Genomic DNA, 16,166 nt, shown 5'->3' on the forward strand with positions numbered 1-16,166 from the left:
TTACGACTCTCCGTGCACCGCGGCGGCCGCAGCGGCGCGCGCGAGCCACGCGGGCGGGATGCCGTAGCGCTGCGAAGGGATGAGTCGCCCGGCCGCGCACTCCTCGACGAGCTGCGCGAGGCGGGCGCTCCGCGTCTCGGCACGGCGCGCGCCGTGCACCCAGTGGGCGCAGATGCGACGGTAGCCCGGGGTCGCGGCATCCCAGAACGCGCGAGCCGCGGCAACGGCCGTGATCGCGGCCAGCTCGTCCGCGTCGAGCTCGTCGCTGGTCTCATACGAGCAGATCGCGGTGCGTTCCGGCCGGCGCCGCTCGAATGCCGCCAGGCCCGCCGGGTGCATGCGCCCCTCCACGGTGAGCCGCGCGACGTGGGCGATGTTCACCGCGCTCCACGTGGAGGTGGGCGTGCGCGGCGTCCACCGCTGGATGCGCGCGTCGTCGTCGAGCCGTCGACTCGTCGAGTCGATCCAGCCGAAGCACAGCGCCTCGGGGACCGCGTCCTCCCAGCGCAGCCCCTGCTCGGGATGACCCTTGCGCCGGCGCACCATCCACAGTTCGGTCGCGGTGTCGTGGTGGGCTTCGAGCCATGCCCGGAAGGCCGCGGCATCCGCGAAGAACACCGACTCGCCCCCGTCCACTCCCATGCCGCGACGCTAGCAGCGACCCCCGACGCGCGACAGAGATCGCCCGGGAGGCGGATGCCGATACATCCCGGGGCCGATGACGCCGCGGGGGCCGCCGCGAAGACCTCGTCGTCGTCACCCACGACCCGGGCGTCGCGGCGCGCTGCTCGCGGACGCTGCACATGACCGACGGGCGCATCCAGGGCTCGGCGACGGTCGCGACGGGCGGCGCCGCATGAGCGTCGCCGGCACCGTCCGCCTCACCGTGATGCTCGCGCGCCCGTCGCGGCAAGGCCGCGCCGCGCTGGTGCGGCCGATCGTCGCTTTCGGCGTCACGACCGCGCTGCTGCTGGTCGTCGGCGGCGGCGTCGGCATGTTCTTCACCGACCCGCGCGCCGCCGGGGAGATGCAGATCATCTACCGCGCGCTCAGCGCACTGGCGCTCGTGCTGCTCACGGTGCCGATCGCGACGCTGGGGGCGGCCGCGGCACGTCTGTCGGCGCGCCGACGCAACGACCGTCTGGCCACTCTGCGCCTCCTCGGCGCCGGGACGGGAGAGGTCAGCGCGATGACGGTCGTCGAAGCGGGCGCGACCGCGCTGGTCGGCGGCATCCTGGGCGTCGGTCTGTACGCGGCGCTGCTGCCCATGGTGGGACTGCTGCCGTTCTTCGGTGGGGCCCGTCGGAGCCGCGGCGCTCTGGACCGGCGCGGGCACGGCGGCCGGGGCGGTCGTGGGTGTCGTCGTGGTCGCCACGGCGAGCGCGGCACTGAGCCTGCGACGGGTGCAGCTGACGCCGCTGGGCGTGGCTCGTCGCACCGCCCCGCCACGGCGGCGCACGGCGGCGCTGGTCTTCGGCGTCCTGGCGATCGTCGCCGTGGCGACGGCGGTGTCGAACATCACCGCGATCGCGCAGGTCTGGGGCGCCGCGGTAGGCCTGATCGCGTTGGTGGGCCTGTTCGGCGTCGCACTCGTGATCGTGAACGTCGTCGGAGCACCGCTGGTCGCGGCCCGCGGGCGCCGCCTCGCGCGCACCACGTCGTCTGCGGCGCAGCTCATCGCCGGGCGCGAGCTGTCGGCGCACGCGGCCTCGGCCTGGCGCCGCGTCTCGGGGATCGCGATGATCGCCGTCATCGCGGTGGTGGGCGGCTCGGGAGCGAGCCTCGTGGCGCTCGCCGGCGACGACGGGCAGACGGGTTCTCAGGCCGTGCTGTTCGCCGACATGCGCACGGGCGTGCTCGTGACGCTCGGCGTCGGCTTCGCGCTGCTCGCCTGCTCGGTGGGGGTGACACAGGCCGCGTCCACGCTCGAGGACCGCGAGCTCATCGTGGGCCTGGATCGTCTGGGGATGCCGGGGCGCGAACTGCGCCGCGCCCGCGCGCTCACCGTCATCGTGCCGCTGCGATGGGCGGCGGTGGGGGCGCACTCGTCGGCGTCGCTCTGGCGTTGCCCGTGGTGGGGCTGACGGTGCTGATCGCTCCGATCTCGATGGTGGTGATCGTGGGGACGTTCCTCGCCGGGATCGTGCTGGTGTGCCTGTCGCTGCTCACATCGCGGCCCCTGGTCACGGCCATTCGCCGCGGGGCCTGAGACGACGGTGGCGCGAGACGCTCAGGCGAGCCGGGGTCGGTTCCACTGCCCCGGCTCGTCGAACTCCGCGTAGCGCACGTCGACGCCGTCGGGTCCGAGCGAGGCGGCGACGACCAGCAGCGACAGGGTCGGGTACCCGAAGGGACGGTTGTCGCGCACGATGGCGCGATCGTCGGTGGGTCCCAGTCCGCTCGTCAGCTCGAGAGTGTCGAGCCAGGGCTCCCACCAGTGCCCGTCGATGGCAGCCGGCGCGCTGAAGGCCGCGCGCCACGCCGCGATGCGCGCCGTCGCCTCATCGTCGACGTCGTCATGCGCGACCATGTGGATGCCGGGAGCAAGCTCCACGTGCCGCAGAGCGCCGCCGTCCCACATGGTGACACGGGCGCCGGCGGCCGTCGCTTCGACGAGGTTGAACCCCTGCGCATGCGGTGGACTGTCCGGGGTGCGGCCGGCGACGGCATCGAGGACGATCCGGCCGCGGGAGATCGGGGGCTCGGCCCGTCCCGTCGGGTCGGCGGCCAGCACGTCGGCGCGGTTGAGGATCACCGCGACGCGGCCGTCCTCGGCATCCACCGCCAACCACGCGCCACCGGCACGACGGTCGCGCACACCCTTCACGCTCGGAAGCTCGGGCCACCACGGGCCCAGCGGATCCCACGAGCGCGCGGGGTCCTCGTCACGGACGGCGAGCAACCGTACGGGCGCGCCATCGCCGTGCGGGACGTGGACGATGACGGTACACACGGTGCTCGTGACCTCTCCGTCCGCTCCTCGTGGCGACGCCTGCGGCGTGGGAGGATCGGACCATGTTCGTTGTCGTGGGCGTGACGGGCGGCATCGCCGCGTACAAGACGGTGCACCTCGTGCGCGCCCTCGTCACCAACGGGCACGAGGTGCACGTTGTTCCCACCGAGGACTCGCTGCGCTTCGTCGGGACGACCACGTGGGAGGCCGTCAGCAGGAATCCTGTCACGACCAGTGTCCACGACGACGTCGCGCGCGTGCGCCACGTCGCCCTCGGCACCTCCGCGGACCTCATCGTCATCGCCCCCGCGACGGCCAACATCCTCGCGAAGATGGCGGCGGGCATCGCGGACGACCTGCTCGGTGTGACGCTGCTCGCCACCACCGCGCCCGTCGTCGTCGCGCCCGCGATGCACACGGCGATGTGGGAACACGCCGCCACGCAGGCCAACGTCGCGACGCTGCGGGCGCGCGGCGTGCACGTGGTGGGGCCGGCCGACGGCCCGCTGACGGGCGGCGACAGCGGGCCCGGGCGGATGGTGGAGCCGGAGGAGATCGTCGCTGCGGCGCTGGCGATCGCCGCGCCGCCGCCCGCCGATCTCGCGGGCCTGCGGGTCGCCGTGTCGACCGGCGGCACCCGTGAGCCCATCGACCCGGTGCGCTTCCTCGGCAACCGCTCCAGTGGCCGTCAGGGTACTGAGCTCGCCCTCGCCGCCGCCGACCGCGGCGCCGACGTCACGCTCGTGGCGGCCCACGTGGACGAAGGGGTGCTCGCGTCGGCATCCCGCCACACGCACATCACGATGGTGCGCGTCGGCACGGCCGCCGAGCTGGAGACGGCGATGACGGATGCCGCGCCCGCCGCCGACATCATCGCGATGGTGGCCGCGGTCGCCGACTACCGGGTCGCGGAGGTCTCGCGCGAAAAGCTGCGCAAAGAGGACGGCGTGCCGCGGCTGGAGCTGGTGACCACCCCCGATGTGCTCGCAGGACTCGTCGCCGCACGCCGGCCCGGTCAGATCGTGGTCGGCTTCGCCGCCGAGACGGCGGCCGACGATGCGGAGCTTCTGGCACGGGGACGCCGCAAACGAGAGCGCAAGGGCGTGGACCTGCTGGCGGTGAACCGGGTCGATGAGACCCACGGCTTCGAGGCGACCGACAATCGTGTGCTGCTGCTGGATGCCGCCGGCACCGTCGTGTCGGATGCGGCGGGCACGAAGCGGGAGGTCGCCGACGCGATCTGGGACGCGGTCGCCGCGTTGCGCTGACGGCGGGGTCACCGCATTTCGACTCGTCGCTGCGCTCCTCACTCAACGACCGGGGAGGCCCTCCCCGGTCGTTGAGCGAGCGCAGCGAGTCGAAACGCAGAGCGCAGCGGTCAGGCCTTCTTCTGCACGTCCAGCAGCGGCGATCCGTGCGTGACGGGGCCGAGGGCGACCGGGTCGACGGTGTCGAACGCGTCGCCGTTCAGCACGATCACCGGGGTGATCAGGGGGTAGCCCGCCTTCTCGATCACGGCGCGGTCGAAGGTGACGAGCGGCGTGCCGGTCTCGACGCGGTCGCCGTTCTTGACCTTGACGTCGAAGCCCTCCCCCTTCAGGTTGACCGTGTCGATTCCCACGTGGATGAGCACCTCGGCGCCGTTGTCCAGCTGCAGGCCGAACGCGTGTCCGGTCGGCTGAGCGGCCACCACCGTGCCGGCACCCGGCGCGTAGACCGTGTCACCGGTGGGCTCGATCGCGACGCCCGGGCCCATGACACCGCCGGCGAAGACGGGGTCGGGCACCTGGTCGAGCGCGACGACGGTTCCGTCGAGCGGCGAGGCGACCTGGATCAACGCACCGACGGCATCCGGACGCTCTGCGACCGCGGTCGCGGTCGTGGCCGCCGTCGCCTCACCGGCGACACCGGCGAGCTCCGCGCCGCCGGCGACGGCCGGGATGCTGTCGCGCGCCACACCGGGGGCGACGGATGCCGCGCCTGCCGTGGCCGCCGCGACGGCCGCACCGGCCGGCTCCGGGTTCTTGTAGCCCGAGATGATGACGAGCACCATCGCGACCACGAACGCGCCGGCAACGGCGACCAGGTAGAGCCCGATCGGGTTGAAGGCGGGGACCGTCAGCAGCGAGGTGAAGACGAACGCCTGCGTCGTGATGCCGTGGGGAAGACCCAGCACCAGCGAACCGATGCCGATGATGAGACCGCCCGTGAGGCAGCCGACGAGCATCCGCGGATAGATGCGCTTGTACCGCAGGTGGATGCCGTAGAGCGAGGGCTCGGAGATGCCGCCGAGCAGGCCCGCGGCGAGCGCGCCCGTCGCCGTCTGCCGCATCTGCTTGTCCTTCTCCCGCCAGGCCAGCACCAGCACACCGGCAGTCGCGCCGAAGCACGCGAAGTTCCACGCGCCCATGGGGCCCTGGATGAAGTCGTACCCGAGGGTCTGGATGTTCAGGAGCATGATCGCGTTGATCGGCCAGTGCAGACCCAGCGGCACCATGAACGGGTAGGCGAGCGGAATGACGATCGCGAAGATGAACGGCGAGAAGGAGTTGATCGCCGCGAGCGCGCTCGCGAGCCCGGCCCCGACGTACACGCCGATCGGGCCGATGAGGAAGGCCGTCAACGGGATCATGATGAGCATCGCGAGGAAGGGCACGAAGATCAGCTGGATGTTCTCGGGGATGACTTTCTTGAGGCCCTTGTAGACGAGGCCGAGCACCGCGGCCATCAGTAGCGGAGGGAACACCTGCGAGGAGTAGTCCGCGATGGGCATCGGCAGACCCCACACCTGCACGATCGCGACCTGCGCCTGCTGGAACCCGAACAGCGGCGTCTTCTCGACGCCCGTCGCGAGACCGGAGAAGCTCGGGAGCATCAGCACCGCCATGATCGAGAAGCCCGCCCACGGGTCGGCACCGATCTTCTGCGACGCGTTGTAGGCGACCATCAGCGGCAGGAAGACGAACACGCACTGCCACATGAGGTTGACGAACGCCCACGACGGGTCGAGGGTGACGCCGGGCGCGTTCCAGGCCGGAATGACGTGGAGGGTCGCCATGAGCGCCATGAACGTGATGAACAGCGACGCGCCGAGGAGGGCGCCGAGGATGGGGCGGAACGAGTCCGAGAGGAACTCGAACAGCGAGTCGAGCCAGGCGTGGGTGCCACGGGGGCCCTTCGCGCGCTCGCGCGCCTTGATGTCGGCGATGCTCTCGTCCGCGCCGCCGCCAGCGGATGCACCGCCGGCCATGACGGGCAGCGCCATGATCTCGTTGTAGACGGTCTGCACGCCGCCGCCGATCACGACCTGGAAGCGGTCGCCGGCCTGCGGGACCGCGCCGAGCACTCCCGGAATGGCTTCGACGGCGGTCTTGTCGACCTTGTCTCCGTCGTTGAGCTGGAAGCGCAATCGTGTGGCGCAGTGGGTGAGACTCGCGATGTTTCCGGGTCCGCCGACGGCGTCGACGATCTCGGATGCCGAATTGGATGCCATTTTTTCGCCTCTTTTTCGTTATGCGACGTCCTGTCGATGACGATCTGTCGCAGGCGACTCTATATCGCCGCCAGGACAGCGGACAGGGCTCGGACCGTGGCAAACGGACCGGAGGAAACGCGGGCCGACGGGCGGTTGGCGTACAGGTTTCACTCAGGTTGTGCGCCGGGGATGTCCAGAAAACGTTGTGAAGCTGTGACCTTCGTGTCCACCCGAGGACGCACACCGCTCGCGCTCCGGCGCCGGGGCGGTGCTGATTCACCGGAAGTACTCTCTTTATGCCCCGTCTGCCCTACCGCCCCGTGACATCCGCCCTCCTCGGCCTCGGCCTCGTAATCGGCGCCGCCACGACCACTGCGGGGGCCCTGCCGGCCTTCGCTGCGAGCGATGCTCCCGCCGCCTCCACCGGCTCGGTCACCGTCGAGACCACCTCCGCACCGCTCAGCGCGATCACCGCCGGCGGCGTCACCGCGATGAGCGCCGCGCAGAGTGCCGTCGCCGCCGCCGCGAAGGTGGCGATCGACATCTCGGCCTCCGGTCTCGATGTCGGCACCACCGACACCACGGTCGACACAGCCAAGCTCGGCGCCCTCATCACGAAGCTGCGCGCACTCGACGTGACCCCCGCGATGATGATCCCCACGCTCACGTCCGACGCGAAGGCCGAGACCGAGGTCGTCGCCGCCAAGACGGCGAAGCTGCGGGCCGCCCTCGATGCCGCCGTGCAGCGCAAGGCCGCAGAGGAGGCTGCCGCCAAGGCCGCCGCCGAGGCGGCGGCGAAGGCTGCCGCCGAGGCCGCCGCGGCCGCAGAAGCCGCCGCGAAGGCGAAGGCCGAGGAGGCCGCTGCGGCGACGACCGCGTCGGTCTCGTCGCGTCCCGCGGTCGACGTCAACGTCGACCCGGCATCCGCCCAGGGCATCGCCCGCTCGATGGCTGCCGCCAACTACGGCTGGGGCGACGACCAGTTCGCCTGCCTCGTGTCGCTGTGGAACAAGGAGTCGGGCTGGCGTGTGAACGCCGCCAACAGCAGCGGTGCGTACGGCATCCCGCAGGCGCTCCCGGGCAGCAAGATGGCCTCCGCCGGCGCCGACTGGGAGACCAACCCTGCGACCCAGATCGCGTGGGGCATGGGCTACATCGCGGGCCGCTACGGCACGCCCTGCGGCGCATGGGACCACTCGGAGTCGGTGGGCTGGTACTGATCGCCACCGCCCGCTCGAACGGCCCGGACTCTGCGTCCGGGCCGTTCGCCCGTTCTAGGGTGGGCGCATGACGTGGCAGACGCGCGCATCGCGCACCGTGTACGAGAACCGCTGGATCCGCGTCGAGGAGAACGATGTCGTCGGCCCTCACGGCGAGGGCATCTACGGCGTCGTGGAGATGCAGCATCCCGCCGTGTTCGTCGTCGCCGTCGATGACGATGATCGCGTCTGTCTCGTCTCGCTCGAGCGTTACACCACCGGCCACTCCTGGGAGGTTCCGGCGGGCGGCTCGGACGGCGAGGACCCTCTCGTCGCGGCGCAGCGAGAGCTCGCGGAGGAGGCCGGCATCACCGCGGCACGCTGGACGGCGCTCGGGCGGATGAACGCCCTCAACGGCATCGCGCGCGCACCCGAGTTCGTCTTCCTCGCGCAGGGCATCTCCCGGGGTGCGGATGCCGACGCCTCTCAACACGAGGAGGGCATCGACGCCGTGCGGTGGGTGCCGTTCGGCAATGTCCTCCGCATGATCGCCGCGGGCGAGATCACGGACGGCGAGAGCGTCGCGGCGCTCGCGTACGCCGGCATCCACCTCGACCGCTTCGCCTGAGCGCCGCCCGATCAGGCGGCGAGCTCGCGGGCCCGCCAGACGACGTCGCGCTCGGGGGCGTGCGGGTCGATCACGTCGACATGGTCGACGACGAACCCGTGGCGCTCGTAGAACGCCGCGGCGCGGTCGTTGGCGGCGACGTGCTCGATCAGCACGCGCGGCGTGCGCGGTGCGAGCGTCGCGATCATCCGGTCGATCAGGAGCGCGCCGATACCCTCGCCGCGGCGGTGGGCGCCGATGTACAGCTTGTAGATGACGGGATCGTCGCCGATGTGGCCGAGCTCGCCGACGCCGACGATCTCCCCGTCGGCATCGAGTGCCACCCAGAGCGCCTGGGCGTCGACGGCGCGGAGCGTCGCGGGGGCGCTCCACCAGTCGGTGACCAGCTCCTGTGCGGCATCGGCCCCGATGAGAGGCGTGTAGTGCGCGGGGAGCACCACGGCACCGAAGGCGCAGACCGCCGCCACGTCGCTCTCGACGGCGCAGCGGATCTCGACGGATGCCGGTGCTGCGCAACCGGGGACGGTCACCCCTGCCGACCCTTGAAGCGCGGGTTCAGCTTGTTGATGACGTAGACGCGACCACGACGGCGCACGACCTGCGCGCCGGGCTGCTCCTTCAGGGATTTGAGGGACGCACGAACCTTCATGACCACTCCTCCGCGTCTCGGCTGGACGCGAGGATGCGGATGCGGGTGCGGCGCCGAGCGATCCCGTCGCGGTGACGCTCGAGCGGGATCGGCACGACGTCGAGCGCTTCGTGATCGATGCGGACATCGACGTGGAGGTGCTGCACCTGGACATCGTCGCGCGCACACCGCCTGCACCGATCGTCTGCGTCGTCGACGCCCGGCACATGCTGGACGATCTGCGCGACCCGAGTCCGCTCGATGGGCGCCGCCGCAACGGCGACGGCGACGCGGGCGCGCGAGCGCGACGTGCGGTCACGCTGCTCGAGTCGGCGACCCTCATCAGTCTCGTGCGTTGGGAGCACGTGGAGACCGCCGAGCTGTCGGTGCTCATGGCGCTCGCCTCCCACCTCGCCCCGCGCGCACGGGTACGCCTGTCCCGCGGCCCGGCGGAGGACCTCCAGGCCCTCGCCGGCTCCGACCCTCGCGGGTTCGACGAGAGCTCGGTGCTGGAGCACCCCGGATGGGTGCAGGCGCTGAACGACGAGCACGACCCCTACATGACCGATCCCCGGGTATCGACGGTGCGCTACGAACGACTGCGCCCGTTCCACCCGGCCCGCCTCGCCGCCGCCCTCGACGAACTCGACACGGGTCGCTTCGGCCTGTTGCTGCGTTCGGCCGGCTTCTGTCGGCTGGCGACGCGCCCCGGCATCCTGGCCCGCTGGAACCAGGTTGGCTCGGCGATGTGGATCGACCCGCAAGACGCGAGCATGGAGGCGAGCCTCACGGCGCAGGACCTCGCCCTCACGGGACTCGATCTCATGACGGGCGCCGTCGTCGCGACCCTGGACGCCGCGCTGCTCACCGACGCCGAGCTGGAGCAGGGCGCCGCCGGCTGGGCGCGGCTGGAGGATCCCCTTCCGGCGTGGCCCGCTTTCGCCGACGACACACTCCCGCACGACCTGCTCGCCTGAGCGCCGTCACGGCGTCACGGCGTCGCGAACGCTCTCGCGAGCACGGCAATGACGGCGTCGGCGTGCGCGTCGTCGCGCGTCGCGAGCCACCACTGCGCGAGTCCCTCGGCGGTGGCGAGGATCGCCGCGGCGACGACGTCGATATCCCGCACGGATGCCGCCGGGCGTGCGGACTGCCAGGCCTCCAGGCGGGCACCGATCTCGGCGAGCGCCGCGGCGCTCTCGATCGCGGCGGCATCCGCCGGCTCGCCCGACGATCGCGCGAGGATCGTCAGCTCGGCGAGGCACTCGTGCCGGCGCGGATCGGCCCGCACGTCGTCGAGGTAGGCACGCAGCGCTGCGGCGACCGCGCTCTCCAGCGTCTCCTCGGCGAGCGGCGCCGCCCAGGCGGCCTCCACCGCACGCGCCGACTCGCGTTCGAGCAGCGCGGCGACGAGCGTGCTCTTGGTCCCGAACGCGTAGGTGACCACGCGGTGCGCCACCCCGGCGCGCTGCGCGACGGTCCGCAGCGAGAGCGCCGTCGCGCCGCCGTCGCGGATTACCTCCCACGCCGCGTCGAGCAGCTGCCGGCGGCGATCGTCCACGCCCAGGTAGGCGCGGGGCGATGGCGCTTCGTTCACAGCGTCCTCCAGGGTCGGGGCCGGCGGTTCCCCTCGTACTAGTTTTATCCACTCGGACCAATTGGAGGAGACATGCCGGAGATCACCATCACCCCCGCCCGCCGCGGCGACCTCCCCGCCGCCGCAGACGTGCTGGCCGAAGCCTTCGAGGCCGACCCGGTGCTCGCCGCGATCGTGCCGACGCCGGGCCGTTGGCGCACACGGCTCGCGCACCTCTTCCATGGGATGCTGGCGGCCGGCGCCTTCACGACCGGAACCGTCGACCTCGCCCGCGACGGGGACGGCTCGATCCTCGGGGTCGCCGTGTGGGAGGGCCCGAATGCACGCACGGCGCTCTCGGACGTCTCGTCGGGCAGGCGCCGCACTTCGTGCGCGCCCTGGGATGGCGCGGCATCCCCCGCGCGCTCTCGCTGTTCTCGCACCTGGAGCGCCAACGTCCCGACTCCCCGCACTGGTACCTGGCCGAGGTGGGCGTGACGGCACGCGCCCGCGGCCGCGGCGTCGGCGGACGCCTGCTCTCGACTCACCTGGACGCCCTCGACGCGATGCGCCAGAGCGCGTACCTCGAGTCGTCCACCCCGGTCAACCGGCGCCTGTACCGACGGCTCGGCTTCGAGGAGGTGCGTCCGATCACCGGGGTGCCGGGCGCCCGCCCGATGGGGATGCTGCGGCATCCCGTCACGCATCGCGCGTAGCCCGTTTACCCCCTCGATCCCAGCCCGTCAACCCACTGCCCTCGCGCCGGCGGCCCTCGTAGCGTCGAGGTCAGGAGTCCGGAGAAGGCCAGAGAAGGGAACACATCATGGGTCTCGACGACAAGATCAAGAACGCGGCCGAGGACCTCGGCGGCAAGGTCAAGGAGGGCGTCGGCAAGCTGACGCACAACGAGCGCCTCGAAGCCGAGGGCGAGGCCGAGCAGGCCAAGGCCCACGTGAAGAAGGCCGGCGAGGACGTCAAGGACGCTTTCAAGTAAGCCTCCCCCCGCGCGACGCCTCCGCCCCCGTCGGGCGGGGGCGTCGCGCTGCGTCCGGAGGAGCTCGCCCCTAGAGTGGCGATCATGTCCGCATCCATCGAGCCGTTCTTCACCGTCATCGCGATCGTGTTCGAGGTGATCGGTGCCCTGGCCATGGTCTCCGGGTTCGTCATCGCGGTCGTGCTGGCGTGGCGCACGCTCCGCCGCGAGCGGCGGGCGCACGCGGCCTACCTGGTGCTGCGCACCACGCTGGGGGCGGCGATCCTGCTGGGGCTCGAGGTGCTCGTGGCCGCCGACCTCATCCGCACCATCACCTCGAAGCCGTCGATCGAGGACGCTCTGATCCTCGGCCTCATCGTCGTGATCCGGACGGTGCTGTCCATGTCGATCCAGATCGAGATCGAGGGGACGCTCCCGTGGCGCCGCGCGCTGCTGACCAGCGGCGGCCAGGTGCTCGCGCGCTCGATCGCGCGTGAGCGCGGGGCCGCACGGGCATCGATCCGACGGCGGGGCCCGACTGCACGAGATCGAGCAGGTAGTTGCGCATGAGGACCACCGACCAGACGTTCAAGGCGAACGTCCCGACCAGGCCGGCAATCGCCAGCACGACATAGGTGATCGCGAGTGGGGTCCAACGAGGCGTCATGCCGACATTCTCACGCGCGGGGCTCCGTCGCGGCGGACGAGCGCTCACGACGACACGGTGACCAGAACCCGGTGCCACCCCGTCGAGCCGTTCGGGGCGATCGGGGCACGCTGCTGCTCCTGCAGCTGGCCGTTCTTGTTCCAGGCGCGTACCGCGATGTAGTGGGTGCCGGGCGCGGCATCCCATTCGTACATCCACTGCACCCAGCTCTCGTCGTTCACCGGCGTGGAGATGGTTGCCGGGATCCAGCCGGTGTCGTCGATGTTCACCTCGACGCGGGCGACCCCGGTCGGCTGCGCCCATGCCATGCCCGCGACGGGGACCCGCCCCGGGGCGACGGGACTGCCGACCTTGGGCACGTCGACACGAGAGGAGAGCTTGATGGGCGCCTCGGCACTGTAGCCGTGCGGCGTCCAGTACGCCTCGTCGGCCGCGAAGGTCGTCACCTTCAGCTCGGTGAGCCACTTCGTCGCCGAGACGTATCCGTAGAGCCCGGGGACGATCATCCGCACCGGGAAGCCATGCTCGGCCGGCAGCGGCTCGCCGTTCATCGCGACCGCCAGGATCGCGTCGAGCCCGTCATCCGTGAGCGCCGACAGCGGAGTGCTCGCGGTGTAGCCGTCGACGCTGCGTGAGAGCACCATGTCGGCGCCGCCCTGCGGTCCCGCCATTCGCAGGATGTCGCGGACCGGCACGCCGAGCCACCGCGCGTTTCCCACCAGTCCGCCGCCGACCTCGTTCGACACGCACGTCAAGGTGATGCCGTACTCGTCCAGCCCCATGCCCACGAGGTCGTCGAAGCTCAGCTCGATGCGACGGTCGACCATGCCGTCCACGACGAGGCGCCAGGTCGACGGGTCGATGGCCGGGACGGTGAGCGCCGTGTCGACGCGGTAGAAGTCGGCGTTCGGCGTGAAGAGCGGCGAGAGACCGGGAACGTCGAGCTCGGCGCCCGCGGGTACGGTCAGCGTTCGGCGAGGGGCCGGCAGCTTCAGCGCATCGCGGATCGCGTCGACCGATGAGGTCGCGGCCGTCGCGACGCGTGCCGTGACACCGACGATCACGGCGGAGACCCCGGCCACGCCCGCGAGGCGGAAGAAGCCGCGACGGCCGAGCGCCGGCGCTTCGTCCGAGGCGGTGTCTGCGTCTGCGTCTGCGTCTGCGTGCGCGCCTTCGAGGGTGCCGCGCCAGAGGCGCAGTCGACGTCCGAGGAGGATCAGGACGACGGAGGCCGCGACGGTGCCGACCACGGGCGGAAGGAACGACAGCGGGGTGACACCGGTACGCGAGACGACCGCGGCCGTGGAGAGCACCCCGGCGATGGCGACGATGACGACACCGGACGGGCTGCGCATGTACTCGAGGATGCCCCCGATCGCCGAGGCGATGACGACGGCGAGGCCGAGCCCCGCGAGGAGGGCGATCTTGTCGTTCGCACCGAACGTCGCGATCGCGAACTCCTTGAACGGCTGCGGCACGATGTCGATCACGAAGCCGCCGACCGCAAGGATCGGGCTGGCGGTGCGCGCCACGAGCAGCGCCAGCAGTTCAGCCGCGCCGAGGAAGACGGCGCCGCTGACGAGACCCGCGAGGGCGGCGAGGGCGAGCGACGCGCGCCGGCCGGTGTGCGTGGTCACGATGATCTCCTGCCGCCGGGGTCGGGGTACCCCTGTTATTCGGTGCGGGAGGGCGATCGGATGGTGGGGCGGTGGCCGTCGTGTCGTCGACGGCTTCGACGCGGGTGCTCAGGCCGAGCCCGACGCCTCCGTGCCCTCCGACACATCGCGCCGAGCCGTGGCAGACAGCTCGAAGAGGTGAAGATGTTCGACGCCACGCACTTTGGCATCGCGATCGCTGGGCGTTTCGCGGGAATCTGCGAAAGGATCCTGGGTTCAAGACACCGCCGCCGCCAAAGAACTTGTCACTGGTTGAAGGCACGTGCCTCATCGACGGGACGGCCATGCGTGCCAGCTCGGCTGAGCTACCGTTGACCTCGGTGAAGAAGAATGATGTGCGCGAAATTGACGGCACGACCTACACGGTGGAGTCGATGCTCGGCCAGGGTGGCGCCTCAAAGGTGTGGCGGGTGCGCTCTAGCGCCGACGGTCGCCCTTACGCGCTCAAACAGATCGAGAAGCACGGCGGATCAGCAAAGCGCAATGAGCGCTTTCGCAATGAGATTCGGTTCGGGATCGAATCCGAACACCCGCATGTCGTGAAGGTTCACTCCTGGGCCGAGGACGATTCCCATTTCTACTACGTCATGGATTTGTACCCGACGAGCCTGCGCCATGTCATTGCTGCGGAGCTCGCTGACGACGTGCTGCTCGACTACATCGCGCAGCTGTGCGAGGGCTTGATGTATGTGCATGGTGAAGGTGTAGTGCATCGTGACATCAAGCCTGAGAACATCCTCGTCGACACGGTCAATCGTCACTTGGTTATCGCAGACTTCGGAATCGCGCACTTCAAGAACTCCTATCTGACAAGGCAGGGCGAAGTACTCGCGAACCGCAACTATCAGGCCCCCGAGCAGATGGCCAGGAAGCACCCAAGTGGTATCGGGGCGCCCGCGGACGTCTTCGCACTCGGCCTGATCACAACCGAAATGTTCACGAAGCAGAACGCTCGCGGGGCACGCCATTTACGTGTCCGCGACGTACACCCGTTTCTCTCTGCGCTGGATGACCTGGTCGAGCGGATGACCCTGCAAGACGACACGCAGCGCATCGACATCCGCGCGGCGCGCGACACGGTGGAACTGATCCGGCGACAAGTGCGTTCCCAAATAGAAGTCGTCGTGAAGCATCTTCGGACCGCGAGCACGCCCAGCGGCGGACATAGCGCCGCCAGTGAGCGAGTAATCACGCAGGCGGCCAGAGATGTCTTATCGGCCAAGTACGTCTTCGAGCGATCCTCAGACGACGAACCGGCATACAACCGGAACTACCACTGCGAAGTGAGTTTCAGCGCGAGCCCCAAGCTCCTCAATCTCTGTATCCACTCTCGGCTTTTTAGGGCGTGCAAGGCGAAGTTCGAGAACGAGATGAGAGCGGTGTGGGACGAAGCCCAATTCCAGGCGCTGGCGCTGCCAGGGAAAGCTGAACAGCTTCAGGAGTTCGAAGAGTTGCAGGCCCGATTCCCGCTCCCACAGGATTCGCTCTGGGACTGGGCGCCAGCTCTCGCGGCCCACTACTTTCGATTCTGCATGGACTACCACTGCGACGAGCTCTTGAGCAGTGCCCGAAAGATCGTCGCAGATGAGCCGGGCGCGGGCTCTGGTTCAGTCAAGCACGACCTCGTGGACGCGCCGATCCTGTGGATAGCGCGAAGTGGGCGCCGATATCTCACCGGCGAAGGACTTGAGATCGACCCGAGCGATCTCGATCTACTAACGTTCGAGAAGCAGGTGAGCATCAACTGGTCCCGGACTACTCTGACGGACGCGCCGCCTGCGCCTCACAGCGCGACGCTCTTTGAGGAACGACTCAACGTCGACGCTGTTCCAGACATCCTTGACATGCTGAAAGCTGAGTGGGGAGTTTCTGTGGGTGAGCGGACTGATGGGAGGTTCTCGATCTTCTTCCCGTCACTCGCCGATTTTGATAGGTTTCGCGACCGGGCGCTTGCTATGACGGCCACGCACTACGCTTTCGAAGGCGATGTTGAGGACTTGCTACGCGCCGACGCCAAGTACCACGATCTTGTCGCCCTCGTCTGGGAGCCGGAGTTCACCATCCGCATAACGCTCGCCAAAGTACTCGGGCTCCGCGAGATCGACGCGAGCTGATACCAGACTCGTCATTGGCGGTCTGGCGAGGTCGAGATCTTGATCCTCGCTCAGGCCTCACTTGTCTTTGATCGCAACACTTTCAGGATGTCGCATCACCTCGAGCACGGACTGCCGCAACCATTGAGTCGAAACGTCCGCGAACCGCGACTGAGCAACCACGATCACGCCGACTTTGCGGGCTCTTCGGACATTCGGTGGGGGTCATGGGGTGAGTCCGCCGGCGGCGAGGAGCATGCGGAGGCGGTAGTTGTGGCGGTTGCGGTAGCCGCGGGCG

18 protein-coding genes and 1 pseudogene are annotated in these 16,166 nt (G+C 70.1%); 12 read left to right on the plus strand and 7 right to left on the minus strand.

What is annotated here, in order from left to right; translation table 11 throughout:
- Nucleotides 1–642, minus strand: coding sequence for a YdeI/OmpD-associated family protein (locus ABS64_RS09940; protein ID WP_036290836.1), 642 nt, complete (start codon nucleotides 640–642; stop codon nucleotides 1–3).
- Nucleotides 643–1,027: 385 nt separating this feature from the next.
- Between ABS64_RS09940 and ABS64_RS14695 the strand changes: the two are divergent.
- From ABS64_RS14695 to ABS64_RS09950, 3 genes and pseudogenes are all read left to right on the plus strand, one after another.
- Nucleotides 1,028–1,261, plus strand: a pseudogene (locus tag ABS64_RS14695) (FtsX-like permease family protein); the annotation flags it as partial.
- Between the two features lie 31 nt (nucleotides 1,262–1,292).
- Complete coding sequence (locus ABS64_RS09945) at nucleotides 1,293–2,084, plus strand: hypothetical protein (protein ID WP_051498888.1); 792 nt, start codon at nucleotides 1,293–1,295, stop codon at nucleotides 2,082–2,084.
- Nucleotides 2,072–2,209 carry a hypothetical protein gene (locus ABS64_RS09950; RefSeq protein WP_155947596.1) on the plus strand — a complete coding sequence of 46 codons (138 nt, stop codon included), beginning with the start codon at nucleotides 2,072–2,074 and terminating at the stop codon, nucleotides 2,207–2,209. Before ABS64_RS09945 ends, ABS64_RS09950 begins: the two co-directional genes overlap by 13 nt.
- Before the next feature lie 21 nt (nucleotides 2,210–2,230).
- On the opposite strand, the gene ABS64_RS09955 is transcribed toward ABS64_RS09950, so the two are convergent.
- Nucleotides 2,231–2,953, minus strand: a complete 723-nt coding sequence (locus ABS64_RS09955) for an NRDE family protein (RefSeq protein ID WP_061683738.1) — start codon at nucleotides 2,951–2,953, stop codon at nucleotides 2,231–2,233.
- A 62-nt stretch (nucleotides 2,954–3,015) separates the two neighbouring features.
- Here ABS64_RS09955 and coaBC point away from each other — a divergent pair, with 62 nt between their 5' ends.
- On the plus strand, nucleotides 3,016–4,221 hold the full coding sequence (gene coaBC / locus ABS64_RS09960; protein ID WP_292683329.1) for a bifunctional phosphopantothenoylcysteine decarboxylase/phosphopantothenate--cysteine ligase CoaBC: 1,206 nt from the start codon (nucleotides 3,016–3,018) through the stop codon (nucleotides 4,219–4,221).
- A gap of 110 nt (nucleotides 4,222–4,331) precedes the next feature.
- On the opposite strand, the gene ABS64_RS09965 is transcribed toward coaBC, so the two are convergent.
- Nucleotides 4,332–6,446 carry a glucose PTS transporter subunit IIA gene (locus ABS64_RS09965; RefSeq protein ID WP_292683331.1) on the minus strand — a complete coding sequence of 705 codons (2,115 nt, stop codon included), beginning with the start codon at nucleotides 6,444–6,446 and terminating at the stop codon, nucleotides 4,332–4,334.
- A 278-nt stretch (nucleotides 6,447–6,724) separates the two neighbouring features.
- On the opposite strand from ABS64_RS09965, the gene ABS64_RS09970 reads away from it, so the two are divergent.
- Nucleotides 6,725–7,648, plus strand: a complete 924-nt coding sequence (locus tag ABS64_RS09970) for a lytic transglycosylase domain-containing protein (protein ID WP_204947758.1) — start codon at nucleotides 6,725–6,727, stop codon at nucleotides 7,646–7,648.
- A gap of 67 nt (nucleotides 7,649–7,715) precedes the next feature.
- Complete coding sequence (locus ABS64_RS09975; RefSeq protein ID WP_061683742.1) at nucleotides 7,716–8,255, plus strand: NUDIX hydrolase; 540 nt, start codon at nucleotides 7,716–7,718, stop codon at nucleotides 8,253–8,255.
- Between the two features lie 11 nt (nucleotides 8,256–8,266).
- Here ABS64_RS09975 and ABS64_RS09980 read toward each other — a convergent pair whose 3' ends face one another.
- Nucleotides 8,267–8,785 carry a GNAT family N-acetyltransferase gene (locus tag ABS64_RS09980; RefSeq protein ID WP_051498889.1) on the minus strand — a complete coding sequence of 173 codons (519 nt, stop codon included), beginning with the start codon at nucleotides 8,783–8,785 and terminating at the stop codon, nucleotides 8,267–8,269.
- Entirely contained in the window at nucleotides 8,782–8,904 is a 123-nt protein-coding gene (gene ykgO / locus ABS64_RS09985; RefSeq protein ID WP_036290846.1) for a type B 50S ribosomal protein L36, read from the minus strand. Before ykgO ends, ABS64_RS09980 begins: the two co-directional genes overlap by 4 nt.
- A gap of 71 nt (nucleotides 8,905–8,975) precedes the next feature.
- On the opposite strand from ykgO, the gene ABS64_RS09990 reads away from it, so the two are divergent.
- Entirely contained in the window at nucleotides 8,976–9,860 is an 885-nt protein-coding gene (locus tag ABS64_RS09990) for a GTP-binding protein (protein ID WP_292683338.1), read from the plus strand.
- A gap of 14 nt (nucleotides 9,861–9,874) precedes the next feature.
- Here ABS64_RS09990 and ABS64_RS09995 read toward each other — a convergent pair whose 3' ends face one another.
- Nucleotides 9,875–10,480, minus strand: coding sequence for a TetR/AcrR family transcriptional regulator (locus ABS64_RS09995; protein WP_292683340.1), 606 nt, complete (start codon nucleotides 10,478–10,480; stop codon nucleotides 9,875–9,877).
- Between the two features lie 72 nt (nucleotides 10,481–10,552).
- On the opposite strand from ABS64_RS09995, the gene ABS64_RS10000 reads away from it, so the two are divergent.
- The 4 genes from ABS64_RS10000 to ABS64_RS10015 all read left to right on the plus strand — a co-directional run bounded on the left by ABS64_RS10000 (nucleotide 10,553) and on the right by ABS64_RS10015 (nucleotide 12,002).
- On the plus strand, nucleotides 10,553–10,957 hold the full coding sequence (locus ABS64_RS10000; RefSeq protein WP_292683350.1) for a hypothetical protein: 405 nt from the start codon (nucleotides 10,553–10,555) through the stop codon (nucleotides 10,955–10,957).
- On the plus strand, nucleotides 10,954–11,175 hold the full coding sequence (locus tag ABS64_RS10005; RefSeq protein ID WP_363331281.1) for a hypothetical protein: 222 nt from the start codon (nucleotides 10,954–10,956) through the stop codon (nucleotides 11,173–11,175). Before ABS64_RS10000 ends, ABS64_RS10005 begins: the two co-directional genes overlap by 4 nt.
- 107 nt (nucleotides 11,176–11,282) lie before the next feature.
- The gene (locus ABS64_RS10010) at nucleotides 11,283–11,453 is read left to right on the plus strand and encodes a CsbD family protein (protein WP_036290850.1); all 171 of its coding nucleotides are present in this window, start codon (nucleotides 11,283–11,285) and stop codon (nucleotides 11,451–11,453) included.
- 84 nt (nucleotides 11,454–11,537) lie between these two features.
- The gene (locus ABS64_RS10015) at nucleotides 11,538–12,002 is read left to right on the plus strand and encodes a DUF1622 domain-containing protein (protein ID WP_292683342.1); all 465 of its coding nucleotides are present in this window, start codon (nucleotides 11,538–11,540) and stop codon (nucleotides 12,000–12,002) included.
- 141 nt (nucleotides 12,003–12,143) lie between these two features.
- Here ABS64_RS10015 and ABS64_RS10020 read toward each other — a convergent pair whose 3' ends face one another.
- The gene (locus ABS64_RS10020) at nucleotides 12,144–13,736 is read right to left on the minus strand and encodes a molybdopterin-dependent oxidoreductase (protein WP_292683344.1); all 1,593 of its coding nucleotides are present in this window, start codon (nucleotides 13,734–13,736) and stop codon (nucleotides 12,144–12,146) included.
- Nucleotides 13,737–14,095: 359 nt separating this feature from the next.
- On the opposite strand from ABS64_RS10020, the gene ABS64_RS10025 reads away from it, so the two are divergent.
- Complete coding sequence (locus ABS64_RS10025; protein WP_292683346.1) at nucleotides 14,096–15,889, plus strand: serine/threonine-protein kinase; 1,794 nt, start codon at nucleotides 14,096–14,098, stop codon at nucleotides 15,887–15,889.
- Nucleotides 15,890–16,166: the final 277 nt, after the last annotated feature.

The sequence above is a fragment of the Microbacterium sp. SCN 69-37 genome (genome assembly GCF_001724435.1).
GTDB lineage: Bacteria > Actinomycetota > Actinomycetes > Actinomycetales > Microbacteriaceae > Microbacterium > Microbacterium laevaniformans.